The following is an 18,366-nucleotide window of genomic DNA, read 5'->3' on the forward strand; positions in this document are numbered from 1 at the left end:
TCATCTGATTCGCGAACGTGTAGTGCAGGCAAGGAAAATACAAGAAAAACGTTTTCAAGATCATACACAGCTCTATACCAATGCACGGATGTCTTCTACTATGACCAAGGTCTTTTGTCCTATTTCAAAGGCTGGACAAAAGTTGTTACAAGTAGCTATGGAAAAGTTGGGGCTCTCGGCCAGGACTTATGAAAGAATTTTAAAAGTAGCTAGAACCATTGCCGATTTAGCAGGAAGTGATTATATTTCAGAAGTGCATTTGGCAGAAGCTATTCAATACCGTAGCTTGGATCGATCGGGGTGGGGAAGTTAGGTAGGATGGTTTGGGCATCTTCTCTATAAGCCAAGGTAAAGTTTATAAAAATTTCATAAATTTGGCCCGTTGGACCATTCAATTGGTGTAGTATGGCGCATCTATTTTTCTTGCTATACAACTTGCAAAAAATATAACTATTGTTTAATAGAAATATTATGGCTATATACCATTGCTGGCGCAAGCTAAATCTTGCCTATAGGGCTGATCTGTTTTTGTGATTTTATTTACTTTATGTTTATGCTGATGCAGCCAAAAAAAGTTGGGTTTGTTGTTTTCGTACTGCTGTTTTTTTTTCAATCTATTCCCAAGACCCCTGCTTTAGGGGTAGATTTTATAGAAAAAGCCCATTTTAATGAAGATGGCTCTGGTCTGTTTAGTATTGAAGTGGATTTAACGAAGGCAGGTACAGTCCTTTCCATTATTAAATGCTTAAATTTAAATACAAGCTGTAAATTAATTAAATCTATTGGATATAAGTCCTTGCATAATGCCGAGGAGTGCTTAAAAAGCATAGCTGATATCAGCCAAGTCGGTATGCGTTATGATGAAAAAAAACTTAAATTTGAGTTAAGCTTTAACTTTCATACCATTAAGGCACTTAATAAAGCGATGCGAAAAATTAATAAAGGTTTGGATCCGCCTAAAATTACCTATTTTAGTCTCCAGGATGGGCTCTTTGTCCGTCAGGATATGAATGGTATTGCAAAAAAGGTACTCTTTTACCAAGAGTATGATAATTGTTTGGTTAAAAGTTTAGATTTGGCTTGCTTTTTCAAACAAACCACCTATACAACGATCTATACTTTTCCTAAAGAAATTAAAGATTGTAGTAATCCACTCAGCGAATTAACCAAAAATAAAAAGACGATACGTATTAGGCATGATGTATTTGCGCCTGACCAAATAGAAGACTCTATAGGGAATCGTATTCATTTTATACAATAAAAGTTATTTTTAAATAAGCTCTATGAAAACCAAATACCTCCATCTAGCAGAAAGAATAAAGGCCTTAAAAGACTGTCTTTGACTATGCTGACAAAGATAGGCAACTACAGCTATTAGAGGAAGCAGTTGCCGACCCTTTATTTTGGTCTAATCCAGCAGAGGCCCAACAAACCATCCAAAAAATTAAAGTATTAAAAGAAGCAATTGATCAACTCAATACCCTACAGACCCAATGGGAAGAGCTTCTTTTGTTAGAAGCCTTATTTGCAGAAGATGCGGTAGCACAAGAGGAGTTATCACTTATTGCCTCATCTCTTGCTGCATTGGTAGAAGAAGTTGAGTTAAAAAAAATGTTGGATGGTGAAGCAGACCATTTAAATGCGATTATAGATATAAAACCAGGTGCAGGTGGCACAGAAAGCCAAGATTGGGCCTACATGTTGGTACGTATGTATACGATGTGGGCAACTAAAAAAGGTTATGGGGTTAAAACGGTTCACTACCAACCAGGAGATGGTGCAGGTGTAAAAGCGGTAACATTAGAAGTGGTGGGTGCCTATGCCTATGGCTATATAAAAGCAGAGGTGGGCATTCATCGGTTGGTTCGTCTCTCTCCCTTTGATGCTGCAGGTAAGCGACATACTTCGTTTGCGTCTATATATGCAGCCCCTGTGGTCGATGATACCATAAAAATTGAAATTAACCCTGCAGATCTCAGTTGGGATACCTTTCGATCTGGTGGAGCGGGAGGACAAAATGTAAATAAAGTAGAAACAGCTGTTCGTGTGAAGCATATTCCTTCTGGTACTGTGGTGGAATGTCAACAAGAACGCTCTCAGCTACAAAATAGGGATAAAGCTTTACAACTGCTTAAATCGAAACTTTACCAACAAGCGCTAGAAAAGAGAAGAGCCAAACAACAACAAATAGAACAGAGCAAAAAAAAGATTGAATTTGGCGCTCAGATTAGGAGTTATGTGTTGCATCCTTATAAAATTATTAAGGATAACCGAACAGGATATGAGCGAAAAGATGTAGAAAATGTTTTAGATGGTGATCTTGATGGATTTATAAAAGATTATTTATTACACGTTTAGTATGTTCAGAACCTTGCGTCGAGGTAAGGATTAATCGAGATTGCTTTGAGGATAGGTTAGGAGTTGAAATTTAAAACAATACGGAAACAGAGTAAAATAAATTAAATTTTTCACCCATTTCAACCAATAGATTCTTGCTATACCATAAAAAGTTACTATATTAAAGATAGATGTTATATACCCCTATGGTGACCTCAAAGTTTTTAAATCCGAAGAACGACGTAGCTTTTCGCAAGATATTTGGTAGTGAAAAGCATAAAGATATTCTTATTCACTTTATCAATGATGTGCTGGATCTACATGGTCCAGATAAAGTAAAAGAAGTAACTTTTCTTTCTACGATTCAGGATCCGGATATTGCTTGCAAAAAAGAAAGTATAGTAGATGTACTATGCACAGACCAATATGGCAAGCAAATCATCGTAGAGATGCAAGTTGCTCCCCGAGAGGGCTTTGAAAAAAGGGCACAGTATTATGCTGCAAAAGCCTATTCCAGACAGCTCAATGCAGGGCAAGAAGTAGGCGCTAGATATCAAGATCTTAAAGCAGTTATTTTTATCGCTATTACGGATTATATTGTTTTTCCTGACAAAAAAGATTATCTATCCAATCATATTATTTTAGACGCTAATACCTACGCGCATGATCTACAAGATTTCTCTTTTACTTTTATAGAACTACCCAAATTTAAGATTACCGCTATAGAAGACCTTTCCACCATGATAGAGAAGTGGTGTTACTTTTTTCGTTATGCTTCCTCTACGAGTGAAAAAGATGTTAGCAAAATACTAGATTCTGATTTGGTTATTCAGCGCGCTTATGAAGCTTTAAATCGGTTTAACTGGTCAGAAACGGAATTACTTACCTATGAACAAGAGATCAAGCGTATCATGGATAATCAAGCAGTAGAAGACTATATGAAAAACCAAGCTAGGATAGAGGGTAAGATGGAGGGTAAGATAGAGGGTAAGATAGAGGGTAAGATAGAGGGTAAGATGGAGGGTAAGATAGAGGGTAAGATAGAAATCGCTAAACTAATGCTCCAAGAAGGTGAGCCTATAGATAAGATTATGCGTTTCACTGGATTGTCCCAGCCTCATATTGAAAAACTTATCTAATTATTAGATAGGAAGTGTTCACTCAATCGTATCAACTTAAGAAGTATATTTTATTGATTATTAAATAAAATATCAGTATCTATTCAAGTCAATGGTTTTGTATGTGTTCAGCGTAGTGGTTTTTATTAGGTATCTATTCAAGTCAATGGTTTTTTGCGTTAAAAAAACAACGCTCTTGTAAAAAATGGAACTAGATAAAATAGATAAACATATTTTAAATATTCTTCAAGTTGATTCAAAAATCACCAATGCTGCGCTTGCACAGAAAATCAACCTATCTCCTGCAGCTACGCTTGAACGGGTTAAAAAACTGGAGCAGCATGCCATTATCACAAGTTACTGTGCACAAATGGATTATGCAAAGCTAGGTTTCTTGGTCCATGTAATAGTGGGCATTCGCCTTCAAAAAAGTACCGCTGAATACATCAAGTTATTTAAACTTACGGTTGATAAAATAACATCTATTACCATTTGTTATCAAGTAATAGGTGATTTTGATTTTGTGTTAATGGTCTATGCGAAAGATATAGCCAGCTACCAAACAATGGTAGTAGAAAAGCTCTATCTACTGCCCTTTGTGGACCATGTAAAAACCTTATCAGTCACCCAATTGGTCAAAAACAAACCACTATTGCTAGCATAGACTCTTGACCCTTTCCATGGCAAATGGATGCCATGCATCCATTCATTCCCATCTCATCGTTTCCATTATTTCTATTTTATCCGTATAATCTATTGTAGTTATTACGACAGCAATAATAAATATTGGATATTTTGAATGGCTAAGTGGTTTATGTTAACCTCTTAATGAAGTAGTTATGTTTATCATATGGTTTTTATTGTCCTATTTAAAGATGATTCTACTTTTATCTTGCGTAACGAATCATTTACGCATTCCCAATCGTGCGCAGCAAATTGCAGAGAAGCATACAAAAATCGTGATGGAAAGCTTTACCGTGCTACAACCGCCTTGTGGTGGACAGGGGGCTAAATCTATCGGTACAGCGGACGCAAAACAAACTATAAAAATTATGAAAGAATATTGTGGTATGAACAATGAGAAGTATAATATCGTGGAGCCATTTTATTGTATGAATAGAGACGGGCAATCCGATTCTATAACACCTTTGACAAGATTGAATGACTATGAGAACAATAAAAAAGGGACGTTATTGACTTTCATCAATAGCCTAGTAATAACCAATGGTCACTTATTGATGAATCTGGAATTATTATCGATTTATCTAGGTGATGAAAGCAAAATTCAGGAAGAAAGTGTAAGGAAAGCGTTTATAAAAATAGAGCAAGTTGCTTTGGAGTCACAAAGGCGTTATAGAGCGGGAGCAATGTTTGCAGATGTCACCTACAAAGCGATCGAAGATATAATTACATATGTGCGCAGTAGAACGCGTATGTTTTCTCAGGCCCATCAATTACATGATAATTTTCATGCAACCGTTAGTGGTCTATACAGTCATATACTTACTAACCGAAAGAGCTTTGTGGATGTGCTAAAAATTGTATTTGAGAGATATAAAGAGGCGGAATTGGCTGTAACACATGCCCAACATATTTATAAAAAAAGGTTACAAGCACTGAATATAGAGAATAAAATAATCGATTTGTATCGCACAAAAGGCAAGGATGAAGCAGCTCGATTTTATTTAGACGTTCTCGCTATTTTGGAAGAAACAGAAACCGAAGCTAAAGCTAAGGAAAAAATCAATGAAGCATTTACAAATGCACAAGAAACACCACTAAAAACAGTGGATCAATTGGTTCTAGAGATAGAGCCTAGTCCACGATCTAATCCAAACCTTGGATTGCATCGGAAAAAACACCCTAAAACAAAACAACAAAAGTTAAAGACAAAAAATCTAAAAAACTTTTCTGCTCAAGAAAGCGATAAGGTAAACCAACCTAAAAAATCTATGCCATTTATATGGGAACAAAATGAAGCGGAACTACAGGAAGCAAATAAGCTTCTACAATCAGTAGGGGGGCTACAAAAGCGTTTTGATACATATGGTTATAAAGTGCATCCTAGGGTATTACGGTGGGTTGGGGCAACTACCGATCAAATAAAAAAATTTGATATGGATAATAAAAATAAAAAAATACACTATACGGATCTTAGAGAAGAAGATATTCTTTTGCAAAAGGCGTATCATGACCTGAAGGGTGTAGAATTGTTGCTTTGTGTAGATGACCATAAAGACTACTTTTTTAATACTCCTAAAGGTAAGTCAGCTTTTACCATTTTGAAGATGGGTGATGTTACGGTTGAAGGTATCCTTGAGATGGGCATTTCAGATGAGGGGAATATATATCATATGATGTTCAATGATAAGGTAAAACATAGGCCGGAGCAGTTGTTTCAAATTACAGATCCTCTATTAGAGGATGCAGACGAGGGTGGATTAGACAGTAATGCAAACGCTAGTCAGTGGTGCAATAAAGATGGCTTTGAAATAGCCAAACAAGATGATACATATATCGTCTCCTTTGGCATGCCTACTTCTACGCACTGCTCTATGCCTCAGCCCTCTAAAAAACTGTTTATTCAGCCGAATAAGTTATCTATAAAATCGATTAAAAATTTAGCAAATTGAGATCTTACTTTTGACCAAACAGATGGTACAAAAATAGGCTTAGCCGTTGCATGTTTTTAGGATAGAGTCAAAGAGATAAAGATGCGTTGCTATCTTATTGTTTTTATATTATTGGTGGGTGTAGATTTTCCCTTGGCTTTACCTTATTTATTTTCCTTTGACGATTACGTAAACGCAATCTACCAGCGGCAAAATTTTACGGAAGAGGAAGATTTTGAATCTATTAAACAAGCCCTTCGAGAAGCTTACGCTACACCATTGGATTTAAATAAGGCAACGGAAGAATCATTGACAGCATTAGGAATTCTATCTACAAATCAAATAAAAAATTATTTTAACCATTTGGCTACCACAGGCCCGCTTTATTCCAAATATGAACTGCAGGCCATTCCTGATTTTGATCTAACCACCATAGCTTTGCTTTTACCATTTGTCTATGTAACAGAAACCTACCATCTTCCATCTAATTTTCTGAAAATCAATGAAAATAAATCTAGTTATTTTTTATGTCGTTATACGCCTTCACTGAATAAAACGACTCAGTCGTCTACCTTAGGTAATCTAGATCAATGTATGGTGCAACTTTCCTGTAACCATAATGATGCCATAACATGGGGCATCACCGGTAGAAAACAGGCAGGCGAATCATTTTATTGGGACCATGCAACCTATCGTTATGGATGTAACCTATGGTCTGTTTTTGTAATGGTAAACCGTAAAAAGCAGATAAAAAAAATAGTCATTGGGGATTATCAAGTGGGTTATGGCCAAGGCTTATTGTTAAGTGCAGGGTATATCCATTCAGGAGAGGCGATTTGTTCTATTGTTCGTTCTAATAATGTGGGCATTAGGCCCTATAAGGGTATAAGGCGCATTGGATTGCGTGGTGTAGCCATTACCTCTGATCTAGGCCCTATTGAGGCAACAGGGTTCTATGCAAACCATAACCTAGATGCTACTTTGCAACGCAATGCAAATAACCAGCTCTATATCCATCAAATCGATTGCATAGGGAAATATGATACTGTCCATAAGTTAGCCAAAAAAGGCACGGTTAATGAACAGGTGGTTGGGTGCACCATACGAAAACCCTACCATAGAGGCCAAACAGAAGTGGGTATTGCTCTATTACCATTATGATATACCTATTATGGACAAGACAGTGGCCAAGGAGCCCTATGGGTCCCAATCTGCTGCTAGTCTATTTTACCGTTTGTTATGGAAAAACTGGATCTTGTTTGGAGAGGCAGGGTTTACTATGCCAAATACTATTCAGGCTAAGCAGGGAAAAGCGTTGATTACAGGATGTGTAGTAAGTTTTTCCCGTTATGTAGATCTTTCAGGTGCGTTATATTACTATGGTAAGGGATTGTATACACCCTATGGGAATGCCTTTAAACGGTATACCACAGAACATGCCAATGAAAAAGGAGGGTATCTCTGTTTGCAAGTTACACCTTTACCTAGTTGGCAACTCGCAACTAGTGGGCACTTTTTTGCCACCTTATCTCCTAAGCCTCAGCTGTCAACAGCGCGTAGTGGCTATCGTTTTACTACACGTTCTAATTATATGTTGCATCGTACCACCCTATTGGCCTTGCAACATAAACTGCATAAGAATCCGCGTAATAAGCCTAAAACAGCAGGTGAAGCCGCAACGACTGCCTCATCTACCCAAAATAGTTTGAAGTGTAAAGTAGACCACAAGCTGACCCACTATTGGTGGACCCAAGCAGAAATACAATATACCCATTATACTTTTTTATTCGAAACCCACCATGGTTATGCGGTATCCAGCATACAAAAATGGAAAACCAGCCAATGGCAATTGGCTGGCAAAGCGATCTATTTTAATACTCCAAATTATGCTACTAGACTATACTTTTATCTACCCAATCCATTATATAGTAGTACGCAATTTTATCCCTATTATGGTAATGGAATCGCTGCTACCGGGCTGGTTTGTTGGAAGCCCATGGGATGGATTCGTCTGGAAATTAAATATAGTTTTATATATTATATTAAAGATCTGCCTAAAACAGAAGCAGCCCAAACAAAAAAACCTTCACCCAGTAGAGGTAGTCATCGTGGAATGATACAACTTTTAGTAAGGTTTTAACGCAACTTCTTACAAAAGATATTTTTTGTTTGCTTTTGTCTTTCCAGCAAGTGGAAGGGCAGCCTTGTTGCTAGTCTATTAGAACTATTCATGAAAAAATCTACCATTGGCAAGTTGCCGCATATAACCCATATGTGGGTTAAGCTTTTAGCTACAATTAGCATCGTCTTGAGCAGTCTATTGGTAAATTATACCGCTTGCCATACTTCCAATCGACTCGACTCCGACTTAGCCATACAAGCCTGGTTTACACCACAGGACCCTTGTATGGATCTTATTGTGGCCAAGGTTCTGTCTGCCAAAACATCCATTCTTGTACAAGCCTATGTCATTACCTCTAGGCAGATTGCAGACGCATTGATAGCAGCGCATCAAAATAAGGTGGCGGTTCAGTTGTTAATAGATAAAGATGCCCCAACTACCAAGGGCAGTAAAGTGAATGAGTTGCTGCGGTATGGTATGCCTATTATAATTGATAAAACAGTTGGTTATGCACATAATAAAGTTATGATTATTGATGATGAATATGTGATTACAGGTTCTTTTAACTGGACACATGGTGCACAAACCAGAAATGCAGAGAACCTAGTGATGATAACAGGAAAAGAAATCAATAGAAGGTTTAAAAATAATTGGTACATGCGGGCAGCAGTTGGAGAACGATTAAAATATATGCGTAACCATTGACCTTATAGATTACAAAACAGTGGCGTTAACTTACTGTTGCCAAGCTACGGTTTTTAATCAAACTTGCGATCCCATCCAGCTATTATATTAAGGGTATACTTATTATCCATGAAAAAATACTGTTTTATCTACTCATTCATAATATGGATGCCTTATCCATGGAAAGAAACGATAATCCTATTACATTTGCCAATGGTATCATCCCTACACCTCCATTATTGGCTAAATGAACTATAATTTTAAATTGCGATGCATATGCACAATGCTCATCAGACAAAAAGTCTTAAAGAATTGGTAAACAGATTTCTTGAAACCTCTCCTTTTCAGAAACAACTAACAGCAGCTATGGTACGTGCTGCATGGCATACCACCATGCCTAAAGTGGTTTGTGATAGGACGGAAAAGCTTTATGTCCACCATAACAAGATTTTTTTAAAAATAACTTCTGCTCCTTTACGGCATGAGTTAAAGTGCAATAAAGATAGAATCCTGATGATGCTCCATCAAACTATGTCGCATACCCTGCTACAAGATGTTATTTTTTTGTAGGTATACTTCCACAAAAAAGATGCAAAATAAATCACTAACTATTTAGAACTACTAAAATATTGCTTAGATTCACATCAGCGTTCAAAAGTTATCAATACTGAACTGTAAAGGGATGATTATGCTAGTAGAAAAAAGGCCAGTAGTAGAAACAGAGCAAAAACTTGTGGTAGACCAGGGTGTAAATAAAGAAAAGACAATCAAAACAAAAGAGATGATTCTCCAAAGAACCAATCAAGTCTCTTTAATTAGCCATCTTGTTTCTGGTTTTGACCCCGTTAATGTAGAAGGCAATTACCAATCTAAATCTTCTTCACGGGTATCTATTTACTTTGGGAAAGTAAGTAAAAAATGGAAGTTTAAATGCCATCAAACGGATCAGGAGGGGGATGTGTTTGCCCTTTGGGGATACTGTTATGGATTAGACTATCCAACCCAATTGAATGATATTCTGGAGCATATGAATCGAAAGCTTTCCTTGGGCCTGTAACCCTATTTGTTTAAAGCAAGCACTTTTATGGTTGGTATACAAGGCATATCTTTTAAGGGTAAAAAGGTACTCATACGCGTTGATTTTAATGTACCCATAACGGATCATGGCGTGGTTATCGATGACCGGCGTATTCGGAGCAGTTTGCCAACGATTCAAAAAGTAATAGCAGATGGCGGAATAGCTATTTTGCTCGCTCATTTGGGCAGGCCTAAACATGGATATGAAGCACGTTATTCGTTACGCAGACTTTTGCCTGTATTATCTAATTTATTGCAACAACCTATTGTTTTTGCGCCCGATTGTATAGGATCTGTGGTAAAAGAACGGATAGATGGGCTAGAGCCAGGTAGCATCTTACTACTGGAAAATGTGCGTTTCCATGCATCAGAAACATTAGAAGATCGTGGTTTTGCTCAAGCACTGGCTGAATGGGGGGAGGTCTATATCAATGAAGCTTTTGGAACCATTCATAGAAATCATGTTTCTACTACTTTATTGCCTACTTATTTTAAAGAGCGCTATGCGGGCTACTTATTGCAGCAAGAAATAGCCGCTATTGATAAACTTTTTTCAAAAGAGCAAAGCCCCGTTGTGGCCATTATGGGCGGCAATAAGCTTGTAGATAAAGCAAAGCCGATTCAAGGTTTAATGCGTTACGTAGACCATATATTGATTGGTGGAGGATTGATCCTACCGTTTTACTATGCAAAACAGTCACCATCTGCACATACCGATTCAGAAGCAGAGGGGATTGCCAGTAGATTATTTGATGCACTGATACGCCATGGCCATTGTCAATTATGGTTGCCAACAGATGTCCAGGCGCTACCTGAAATGGATGAGCAGCTTACACCATCGACCTTATCGCTTGCCGATCTACCATATGACTCTTATGTAGTAGATATTGGACCGGTTACACAAGCACGCTTTGCAGCATTGATTCGGCAAGCTAAGACCATATTATGGGCTGGCCCTATAGGGGTATTTGAATGGGATCAATGTGCGCTTGGAACTGTTTCCATTGCCCAGGCCATTGCCCAGGCCACTGCGCATGGTGCCTACAGCATAGTAGGTGGCGGAGATACCGCTGCTGCTATAAAACAAGCAGGCTATGTCAATCAAGTTTCCTATATTTCTACAGGAGGAGGAGCCTTGCTGGCCTATATTGCAGCAGATCGAAAATTATCAAGTCTAGAGGCATTGAAGCAATAGCGTAGTTATAATGCGTTGTTATCCCAGTACATTAACAAGATAAAAAAGATATGATGAGAACCATAGCACAAAAATATAAGGAAGAAGGGAGGCAATTTGGTCAAAAGAGAGACAAGTTAGAGGGCAAATTAGCAATAGCTAGTTGTTTATCTGAAGGCGAATCGTTAGAGAGTGTGTGATTCGTAGAGGTTGTTACACCTGAGTTGTCCGATTAAGTTTGTGATACTACACTTTAGCTTACTAAGCTTATTAGGTCTTTGCGTTTTATCCTGTAGCCCTGCCAGACCGCCTAGTTTATACCTTTTTAAACAACGATAAAGAGTTGATCTAGCAATACCACAACGCCTAGCTGTCTTGCTTATAGAGCCTAACGTTTCATAAGCTTGTATCCAAGTCTTATGTGCATTAACCTTACGAGTTTTATTCTCCATTACGTACGCTATTATATGGGATTATGGATAAGTTTAACAACTTACCCATAATCCCATATAAGCTACTATAATTTTATATTTTTATAAAGTATGTTTTGTAGTGTTTCTGTTGAAAATTCACACAATTTATCGATTGTATTAGTTAATGCATCATGCTTTAGTGGCTGATTTTATTAACATGGCGGATAAAGGATTTAACTGATTCCCTTGTTTTTTTTCAAGATTTGGAGTTTTTTCAGGGTTTCCTGTTCCGTTAGCTTATTGATTAGTGTTTCCAATGTTTGAGTTGCTGCTTTTCCAGTTCCAATTACCATGCTGGAGAGACTTCTAATTGTGATCCCTTGTTTTTTCAAGATTTGGAGTTTTTTCAGGGTTTCCTGTTCTGTTAGCTTATTGATTAGTGTTTCCAATGTTTGCGCTGCTTCCTTTCCAGCTCCATTTGCCATGCTGGAGAGATTATTAAACCTAATATTATTATTAAGTATGTGTTGTAATTTACTTTCTATGGCATATCCCCCGCTAGCGCACTTTATTAAAGTTTTATTGAGCAAAGTGTCGAGCACATATAGATCGGTACATTTTTTTAAGACACTACTCAAAAAAGTATAGGGCAGCTTTAGTTTATCGTAAGCATCAAGTTTTTCTATTATGCTTTCCGCTAATAGGCTATTTGGATCATGATTTATTTTAATTTTTAATGACTTAAAATAAATTGTATTGGGTAAACGTTCCAATACGTCTAGGCTGCTTTGTGGATTATATAACCTAATATTATTGTTTACTTCACGCTTTTGTTTCTTTTTTATTTTACTATTTTGGGTAGATCCACTTGAATTTTTAGGCAAATATAACCGTTTTTGTAACTGATTACCCATTTTTTTGTGCTTGCTGAGTATATCTGATGATTGCTGTTCATTTTGTTGCTCTTTATTTGGCGCAGCACCAGGTAGCCATGAACTGCTAGATACTTTACATCTTTTATCTTGGGAAGATTCACCCGAATCTGGAACAGCAGTGAGTGGCTTTATCTTAGGTCTCTTGAGCGATTGCGCATGCTTATTAAATGTTTCTTTATGGATTATTTGTTCCTTGGATAGGAGGGCTTCACATTTTATGCGTGGCTGTATTTTCAGATGAGTGTGATTACAGGCATATATACATATCAAAATAAATCTATACCACACCCCCAATAGGGTGGCTAATAGTGTGATCATTTAATTAAAATTATTAGGTGTGTTATACGTATTGTCTTTCTTAAAAAAGATAGCATTATATACAAAAATTTTAATTTATGCAATACGATACAACTGTAAAGCGTTCAGGGGCGTTATGGAAGTGGTAGGCATCATTCCTATGGCTCAACAGTTGCCATGGTTCCGTCCTTACGTAGGTGCCATTTTGTAATCGTTCGTTATGAGGATGATTTTTTTTGAAAATTTTATTTTTTTATCTACTTTTGAAAATCGGGTACTTCTTGTGTTTAATAACTTTATGACCCTGTTTTATGGTGAATGTAGCTCAGCTGGTTAGAGCATTGGTTTGTGGTACCAAGGGTCGCGGGTTCGAATCCCGTCTTTCACCCCATTTTTCTATTTCAGCTATTTTCTATTTCAGGTTATGCGCTATATAAGAAGTTTATTTAAAGCAGTTGCTTTGTTTTGTTTATCAGCAGTCTTGTACCCAGGATGTAAGTCTTCTCGTAAAAAAGATTCGGAGGTTAAAGTATCTAGTAAGGAAAAAGCAAAAACTACTGACAAGACACCAGTACAAAGTGGTAATAAAAAAGCATCACAAAATGAGATAAAGCCACTACAGCAGCCGTTTATGCCTCCCCATTCAACACCATCACAGAATATTAATCAGGAAAAACGTAAAAAAGTGTTGGAATTCTTGATTCAACAGACTATGGTGACTATAGGGCCACTATGTCAAGAACTTATTCCGTCCGATCAAAAAATAAAAGATTTGATAAAAATTCTTAAAGGTCAACTCGGTAAGTTATTGGAGGAGGTGTTGAATGCCCTGCCTTCTGGTGAACAGAAACTTCTACTTGATTGCTTTGTAAAGTGTAAACAAGTCATGGATGAGTATAACAAGCAGTTGGGTGAGACGCTCAAACAGGTCCATGAGAAGTATAAAGAGTTGGACAATCTTATTAAGAAAGGAGAGAACTGCGAGATAGGTCCAAAAGTCAATGGATCTGACCCTATATTTCAGGATATTATTAAAGCGGCTAAAGAGGTAGGTGCGGATCATGAATTTATTATTAAATGGATGAAAATGGAACAAGTATTTCCAGGGTGTTCATCTCAAGAGCAGGCAACCTACTTGCCTCATTTGAAAGATATTAGATCTTTACTCATGTCTTCAAGTGCAAAAAACCAAAAGCTCCTTATTCAAATGCAAGAGCAGTCTTCTAAAGTACCTGCTCATGTATTAGAGCAGATTAAAAAAGGCAGTATACAAATATTAGAAAAGCTAAAATCCATACATAGCACGAAGAAGCAATCAGATACAACGTATAACTCAAGAGTCCGTGCTGGAGGCAGATAATGTAAAAGGTAAAGATAGGCTTTCAGTGGCTTTCTGATCACATCTTGTTCCAAGGAGCTTTTGTACTTTCTTGTAAGGAGTGTTGCTATATGGACACATTTGCTATTCATTAAGCTATTAGCAATTAGCCCTGTTTCTTTATCGGCGGCTGGTAGCAAGACTACAGTTGAAGTGTACTATATTTCCTTAAAAACTATCTATCTTGCAATAGATCTCTTTTTGTATATGTTCAGCGCAGTGGTTTTTATTAAGTATCTGTTCCAGTCACTGGTTTTTTGCGTTAAAAGAACAACGCCTCTGTAAAAAGTAGCGGTGTAGAAAGTGGCATTTTACAGATGATTAGGAAAAACAGTTGCCTTTGAAGCCCCCAAAGGGGGCGGTTTCTGTTTTTCCATCTGTAAGATGGCATTTTCAGCGGCTTTTTACCGAGGGCTTGATTTTTTGTCCACTTTTTTATCAAGAAAAAAGTGAGATAAAATGCATTATTAACCAGTATCGTGAACAGATACCTCTTTCGAGGCTCGATTTCTAATGGCAATCTTGTAGTCTATGCGCTCAAATACAGCTTGAGTATTCTGGCGACTCCGCTGCTCCTAAAAATTGCTCATCACAAATAGGGAGCGGTCTAATGTGCACCACACTGATATATTTATCATTACGACCAAATTAAGAACAAGCTATGGAAAGAATTACCCCAAAAGTCAACCTAGCCTTTAAAAAAATCTTTAGTGTAAAAGCAAACAAAGACCTGCTGATTGCCTTTAATGATGCATAACTTTTGCCATTTACATTGCCATACAGAATATTCCTTATTGGACGGTGCCGCCAAGGTAGAGCGGCTTATAGCGGCCAATAAACAACTGGGCATGGATGCATTGGCCATTACAGACCATGGCAATATGTTTGGGGTGCCTCATTTTGTATCTGCAGCTGCTAAGGAAGGGGTAAAACCTATTATAGGATGTGAGTTTTATATCGCACCTGACCGACATAATCATAAAGATAAAACCCGCTACCACCAGTTGTTGTTGGCCAAAAATGCTATAGGCTATCAAAACATTACCAAATTATCTTCCCTGGGTTTTTTAGAAGGCTATTATTATAAACCCCGCATTGATAAGGCTTTGCTCAAGCAGTATAAAGAAGGCTTAATCGCCACTACCTGTTGCTTGGGTGCAGAGATTCCTAAAACCATTATTCGTTATGGTGAAGCGGCTGCAGAAAAGCTGTTTGTAGAATGGTTGGAGTTATTTGGAGCAGATTACTATATAGAATTACAACGGCATGGTATCCAAGAACAAGAAGTTTGTAATGCCGTATTGCTGCGCTGGGCAGAAAAGTATAATGTACCAGTCATTGCTACCAATGATGTCCATTACACTACGCAACAAGATAGCCTTGCGCAGGATGTATTGCTCTGTTTACAAACTGGCAAAGATTACAACGATCCCAATCGGATGCGTTTTAGCAACGATCAATTCTTTTTAAAGTCACCAGAAGAGATGGCGCTGCTTTTTGCAGACGTACCCGCGGCTATTACCAATACACTTGCCTTGGTAGAAAAAATAGAAACGCCCTCTTTGACGCGCGATGTGCTGCTGCCTATTTTTCAACTGCCTAGCGGCTTTTCAGATGCCAATCGCTATCTAAGCCATTTGGCTTTTTCCGGTGCCCGTGTTAAGTATGGAGCCATTTCTATGGAAGTAGAAAGCAGACTGAATTATGAATTGGCCATTATTGCTCAAACCGGTTTTGCAGGCTACTTTTTAATTGTACAAGACTTTATTGAAGCAGCGGTACAATTAGGGGTTATCGTAGGTCCAGGAAGAGGGTCTGTAGCAGGTTCCCTAGTGGCTTTTTGTATAGGGATTACTAAAATAGATCCCCTGCGTTATAATTTACTTTTTGAACGCTTTCTGAATCCAGAGCGGGTTTCTATGCCCGATATAGATGTAGACTTTGATGATGAAGGTCGTAGAAAGGTAATCGATTATGTAGTTCAAAAATATGGTCGCAACCAAGTTGCCTCTATTATTACTTTTGGTAGCATGGCGGCTAAGTCGGCTATACGTGATGTAGCACGTGTCTTGGGTCTCCCTTTGGCACGCGCCAACTATTTAACCAAGTTGATACCAGATAGGTTAGGCATTACTTTATCAGAAGCCTTTGAAGAGGTAGGGGAACTCGCTGAGCTTAAAAAAGCCATTGCCACGCCAGAAGGTAAAGTACTTGATTTAGCTGAAACCCTGGAAGGCTTGGTGCGTCATACCGGTATCCATGCCGCAGGCATCATCATTGCACCTAATGATATTATAGATTATATCCCAATAAAAACAGATAAAAACGCTGACTTATTGGTAACCCAATATGATGGGTCGGTATTGGAAAAGGTGGGTATGCTGAAAATGGATTTCTTAGGACTCAAGACGCTAAGTATTATTAAAGATGCCCTGCTATTGATCCAACAAAATAGAGCCATTACCATAGATATAGATCTGATTCCATTAGATGATCCACTTACTTTTCAATTGTACCAGTCCGGTAGTACCAAAGGCACCTTTCAATTTGAATCAGAAGGCATGCGCCAATGGTTGATGAAACTGCAACCTACTACGATGGAGGAGCTTATTGCTATGAATGCACTCTATAGGCCCGGTCCTATGCAGTTTATTCCCAATTTTATTGCGCGTAAGCATGGCAAAGAAGCCATTGAATATCCACATCCACTTTTGGAAACCATTTTAAAGCCCACTTATGGCATTATGATTTACCAAGAGCAAATCATCCAAACGGCGCAAGCCATGGCAGGTTATACGCTAGCTGGTGCCGATTTATTGCGTAAGGCTATGGGTAAAAAAAATGCGACAGAAATGGCAAGGCAACGCGATGTCTTTGTAACAGGAGCAGCAAAAAAACATCAGATTCCTAAAGAAAAAGCATTGGCTATTTTTGAGATTATGGAAAAATTTGCGCAATATGGCTTTAATCGTTCACATGCAGCGGCTTATTCGCTTATTGCCTACCAGACCGCTTATTTAAAGGCCCATTACCCTACCGAATATATGGCTGCGGTATTGACGCATAACCAGGGTGATATGGATAAAATTACTTTCTTTATGGAAGAGAGCCGCCAGCAAGGGCTCTCTGTATTAGGCCCTGATATCAATGCAAGTCAAGTAAATTTTAGTGCTGGTCTCCATAAAGAAATACGATTTGGATTGGGGGCGATTAAAGGAGCGGGCGAAGCAGCGGTCACCGCTATTATAGCAGCAAGAGCGCAAAAAGGCGCTTTTAAAGATATTTTTGATTTTGTAGAAGCGGTCCAACTCAAAACGGTCAACAAGAAAACCATGGAAGCCCTTGCCTTATCTGGTGCGTTTGATACCTTTAAGGGCTTGCATAGAAGGCAGTATGTCTATGAGGCATCTGGTAGCAGTTTTATAGAAAAAGTCATACAATACCGCAACCGCATTCAAAAAGAGCGCACCGAAGCGCTTCAATCACTCTTTGCAGCGAGTGCGTATAGTCAAATTAAAAGGCCAGAACCAGTTGATTGTCCACCTTATGAGCCATTGGAACAATTGCGTATAGAGAAAGAACTGGTTGGTTTTTATATTTCTGGTCATCCATTAGATCCATTTAAAGTGGATATAGCTAGTTTCTGCAATGCCACCACACAAAATATATTGGGTACTAGTCGAAAAGCAGTAACCATAGCGGGTATGCTTACCGCTGCTACCATTAAGCAAAATGGTAAAGGCAATGCCTATGCTTTACTTACATTAGATGATTATTGTGGCTCGCTTAACTTTGCTCTTTTTGGAGAAGACTACTTAAAGTACAAACATCTATTAGCAGTCGGCACCCTACTCTTTTTGACAGGTAGTGTAGCCCCACGCTATGGAAGCCAAGCCATGCAAACCTTTAAGCCACAAACCATGCACCTATTGGAAGAGATGCGGGAGCGCATGGCCAAAGGTGTCCATTTAACGCTGGAACAACACCATATCAATCCGCTATTGGTACATGAGTTGGAAGCTGGTATCAAACGTTATCCAGGTAAATATTTGATAAAGATATCCATTGTAGATCACGACGCGCAAATCACCATTCCCACCCTTTCTACCCAATATCGTGTGGCACTTACAAATGAGCTATTGGATTGGCTCAACCAGTTGTCTATCGATTTTCATCTGTTTATGTAAGCATATACATAATATGTATGGATCTTACGGTG

Annotated in this window: 17 protein-coding genes, 1 tRNA gene and 1 pseudogene; 17 read left to right on the forward strand and 2 right to left on the reverse strand. The window is 38.2% G+C overall.

From position 1 onward, the window contains the following. Nucleotides 1-4 precede the first annotated feature (4 nt). The 13 genes from CE557_RS00340 to CE557_RS05210 all read left to right on the forward strand — a co-directional run bounded on the left by CE557_RS00340 (nucleotide 5) and on the right by CE557_RS05210 (nucleotide 11,324). Nucleotides 5-313, forward strand: a complete 309-nt coding sequence (locus tag CE557_RS00340; RefSeq protein WP_420888372.1) for a magnesium chelatase subunit ChlI family protein — start codon at nucleotides 5-7, stop codon at nucleotides 311-313. Between the two features lie 246 nt (nucleotides 314-559). Beyond that, the gene (locus tag CE557_RS00345; protein ID WP_162789891.1) at nucleotides 560-1,261 is read left to right on the forward strand and encodes a hypothetical protein; all 702 of its coding nucleotides are present in this window, start codon (nucleotides 560-562) and stop codon (nucleotides 1,259-1,261) included. Between the two features lie 22 nt (nucleotides 1,262-1,283). Further along, nucleotides 1,284-2,358 (forward strand): peptide chain release factor 2 gene (prfB, locus tag CE557_RS00350; RefSeq protein ID WP_114909664.1). Its coding sequence is split into 2 segments (ribosomal slippage): nucleotides 1,284-1,340 and nucleotides 1,342-2,358, totalling 1,074 coding nucleotides; the frame shifts between segments, so codons are not numbered across the junction. Between the two features lie 185 nt (nucleotides 2,359-2,543). Beyond that, on the forward strand, nucleotides 2,544-3,476 hold the full coding sequence (locus tag CE557_RS00355) for an Rpn family recombination-promoting nuclease/putative transposase (protein WP_114910452.1): 933 nt from the start codon (nucleotides 2,544-2,546) through the stop codon (nucleotides 3,474-3,476). A 184-nt stretch (nucleotides 3,477-3,660) separates the two neighbouring features. After that, nucleotides 3,661-4,119 (forward strand): Lrp/AsnC family transcriptional regulator, encoded by a 459-nt coding sequence (locus CE557_RS00360; protein ID WP_114909665.1) that lies wholly within the window; start codon nucleotides 3,661-3,663, stop codon nucleotides 4,117-4,119. A gap of 211 nt (nucleotides 4,120-4,330) precedes the next feature. Next, a complete protein-coding gene (locus CE557_RS00365; RefSeq protein ID WP_162789892.1) occupies nucleotides 4,331-6,088 on the forward strand; it encodes a DUF1609 domain-containing protein in 1,758 nt (585 codons plus the stop codon). Between the two features lie 81 nt (nucleotides 6,089-6,169). Further along, nucleotides 6,170-7,228, forward strand: a complete 1,059-nt coding sequence (locus CE557_RS00370; RefSeq protein WP_114909667.1) for a hypothetical protein — start codon at nucleotides 6,170-6,172, stop codon at nucleotides 7,226-7,228. Beyond that, nucleotides 7,146-8,207, forward strand: a complete 1,062-nt coding sequence (locus tag CE557_RS00375) for a hypothetical protein (RefSeq protein ID WP_162789893.1) — start codon at nucleotides 7,146-7,148, stop codon at nucleotides 8,205-8,207. Before CE557_RS00370 ends, CE557_RS00375 begins: the two co-directional genes overlap by 83 nt. A gap of 90 nt (nucleotides 8,208-8,297) precedes the next feature. Continuing rightward, the gene (locus CE557_RS00380; protein WP_114909669.1) at nucleotides 8,298-8,894 is read left to right on the forward strand and encodes a phospholipase D-like domain-containing protein; all 597 of its coding nucleotides are present in this window, start codon (nucleotides 8,298-8,300) and stop codon (nucleotides 8,892-8,894) included. A gap of 249 nt (nucleotides 8,895-9,143) precedes the next feature. After that, nucleotides 9,144-9,443 carry a DciA family protein gene (locus CE557_RS00385; RefSeq protein ID WP_114909670.1) on the forward strand — a complete coding sequence of 100 codons (300 nt, stop codon included), beginning with the start codon at nucleotides 9,144-9,146 and terminating at the stop codon, nucleotides 9,441-9,443. 118 nt (nucleotides 9,444-9,561) lie between these two features. Beyond that, nucleotides 9,562-9,930 carry a hypothetical protein gene (locus tag CE557_RS00390; RefSeq protein ID WP_162789894.1) on the forward strand — a complete coding sequence of 123 codons (369 nt, stop codon included), beginning with the start codon at nucleotides 9,562-9,564 and terminating at the stop codon, nucleotides 9,928-9,930. Nucleotides 9,931-9,957: 27 nt separating this feature from the next. After that, entirely contained in the window at nucleotides 9,958-11,145 is a 1,188-nt protein-coding gene (locus CE557_RS00395) for a phosphoglycerate kinase (RefSeq protein WP_114909672.1), read from the forward strand. 50 nt (nucleotides 11,146-11,195) lie between these two features. After that, nucleotides 11,196-11,324, forward strand: a complete 129-nt coding sequence (locus CE557_RS05210) for a hypothetical protein (protein WP_255410643.1) — start codon at nucleotides 11,196-11,198, stop codon at nucleotides 11,322-11,324. On the opposite strand, the gene CE557_RS05250 is transcribed toward CE557_RS05210, so the two are convergent. Together CE557_RS05250 and CE557_RS00405 are read right to left on the reverse strand one after the other, a co-directional pair. Beyond that, a complete protein-coding gene (locus tag CE557_RS05250) occupies nucleotides 11,310-11,576 on the reverse strand; it encodes a helix-turn-helix domain-containing protein (RefSeq protein ID WP_114909673.1) in 267 nt (88 codons plus the stop codon). The genes CE557_RS05210 and CE557_RS05250 overlap by 15 nt on opposite strands. A gap of 194 nt (nucleotides 11,577-11,770) precedes the next feature. Then, the gene (locus CE557_RS00405) at nucleotides 11,771-12,790 is read right to left on the reverse strand and encodes a hypothetical protein (protein ID WP_114909674.1); all 1,020 of its coding nucleotides are present in this window, start codon (nucleotides 12,788-12,790) and stop codon (nucleotides 11,771-11,773) included. Nucleotides 12,791-13,083: 293 nt separating this feature from the next. On the opposite strand from CE557_RS00405, the gene CE557_RS00410 reads away from it, so the two are divergent. From CE557_RS00410 to dnaE, 4 genes and pseudogenes are all read left to right on the forward strand, one after another. Beyond that, nucleotides 13,084-13,160: transfer RNA gene (locus tag CE557_RS00410), tRNA-His, on the forward strand. Nucleotides 13,161-13,193: 33 nt separating this feature from the next. Then, complete coding sequence (locus tag CE557_RS00415; RefSeq protein WP_162789895.1) at nucleotides 13,194-14,129, forward strand: hypothetical protein; 936 nt, start codon at nucleotides 13,194-13,196, stop codon at nucleotides 14,127-14,129. A gap of 679 nt (nucleotides 14,130-14,808) precedes the next feature. After that, a pseudogene (locus tag CE557_RS05255) lies at nucleotides 14,809-14,901 on the forward strand (Rpn family recombination-promoting nuclease/putative transposase); the annotation flags it as partial. Next, nucleotides 14,894-18,334: a DNA polymerase III subunit alpha gene (dnaE, locus tag CE557_RS00425; protein WP_223245903.1), complete on the forward strand. Its 3,441-nt coding sequence runs from the start codon at nucleotides 14,894-14,896 to the stop codon at nucleotides 18,332-18,334. The pseudogene CE557_RS05255 and the gene dnaE, both read left to right, overlap by 8 nt. The last annotated feature ends 32 nt before the right edge of the window (nucleotides 18,335-18,366 follow it).

Origin of the sequence: Cardinium endosymbiont of Sogatella furcifera (genome assembly GCF_003351905.1) — a bacterium.
Taxonomy (GTDB): Bacteria; Bacteroidota; Bacteroidia; order Cytophagales; family Amoebophilaceae; genus Cardinium.